This is a genomic window from Streptantibioticus ferralitis (genome assembly GCF_029223525.1).
In the GTDB taxonomy this organism is placed as follows: domain Bacteria; phylum Actinomycetota; class Actinomycetes; order Streptomycetales; family Streptomycetaceae; genus Streptantibioticus_A; species Streptantibioticus_A ferralitis.
The window spans coordinates 1-1,436 of record NZ_JARHTQ010000088.1; the positions used below are offsets into that span (position 1 = coordinate 1).

Annotated in this window: 1 protein-coding gene; it reads left to right on the top strand. The window is 65.9% G+C overall.

Translation table 11 applies throughout. The features are described 5' to 3' along the window. The first annotated feature begins 115 nt into the window (after nucleotides 1-115). Nucleotides 116-1,417: an IS4 family transposase gene (locus tag P2L57_RS39775; protein WP_275823468.1), complete on the top strand. Its 1,302-nt coding sequence runs from the start codon at nucleotides 116-118 to the stop codon at nucleotides 1,415-1,417. Nucleotides 1,418-1,436 lie beyond the last annotated feature (19 nt).

Sequence of the window (1,436 nt, forward strand, 5' to 3'; positions counted from 1 at the left end):
CCCAATGCCGTTGCTTGATGTGGTGAAGGGTTACCCGTGACGGAGTGGTCCGCGGGCCGTTGGGCTGGGCGTGCTTCATTCGTGGGTGGGATTGTCTGATCAGGTGCGACTCGGCGTGTTGACACAGTGGGTGACGCCGGAGCTGGTGGACGAGGCGATCGGTGACTGCGGGCGGCGAGGGAAGAGGCCGGGGGCCCTGCCCGCCCGGACGATGGTCTACTTCGTTCTGGGCCTCGCCCTGTTCCATCAGGACTCGTACGACGACGTGGCGGAGAACCTGGTCAGCGCGATGCCGAGTCTGGCTGCAGATATACCGAACAAGTCCTCGTTCGCTCGGGCGCGGCAGCGTCTGGGCGCCGAGGTACTGGAGACGGTGTTTCACCGGGTCGTGGGCCCAATCGCCCGGGACGGGACGACCGGCTCCTTCTGGCGCGGGATGCGGGTGGCCGCCGTCGACGGGTTCTTCATGGACACCCCCGACACGGCGGCCAACCGCGAGGCGTTCGGCGGGCCGACAGCGCCGGATGGGAGCCCTGTTGCGTTCCCGCAGGCCCGGGTCGTGACCTTGTCCGAAGCAGGTACTCACGCGGTGGTCGACGCCCGGATCGGCGGACTGAACTGCGGCGAACTGGAACTGGCAACACCGCTGGCAGATGCGGCCCGCGACATGCTCGTGATCATGGATCGGAACTTCGCCGTCCTCGACGTGTGGCAAGCCTTCACCGGTGCGGGCGCACATCTGCTGATCCGCGCGAAGACCCCCGTCGCGCGCCATGTCGTGGAGCAACTCCCCGACGGCAGTTACCTGGCCCGCGTCACCTCGCTCGGCCGCAACGGCACCAAGACCCGCCGTGTGGTCGTGCGTGTGATCGAGTACCAGGTCGACGACGGTGAGACGATCCGGCTGCTGACCGATCTGCTCGACCCCCAGACGGGCCCTGCCTGCGAACTCGCCGAGCTCTACCATCAGAGGTGGGAAGCGGAACTGTCGAACAGGCAGATCAAGACCTACCAGCGCGGCCCGCAAGAGATCTTGAGGTCCGCTACCCCCGACCTGGTACGCCAGGAGATCTGGGCCCACCTGACCGTCCATCACTGCCTCTCCCGCATGATCGTCGACATCGCCGGCCAGCACCGGATCGACCCGGACCGGATCTCCTTCGTCAAGATCCTCAAAGCTGCCCGCCGAAGCGTCATCCAGCAGTCGACGTCCACCCCGCGCAAGCTCCAGCAGTTCCTCGCGAAGCTCGCCGCCAAGCTCCGCAAACTCGACATCGGTCCGCGCCGCGACCGCGAGGCCGAGCGCTTCGTCAAACGCCTGAAACTCAAGTACGCCGACCCGCCGAAAGGTTGGAGACGTCAACCGACTCGACGCATCCAACCCAAGATCGTCAGACTCCTCCCCAGATTGGTTTAGAGGTCAAGCAACGGCATTG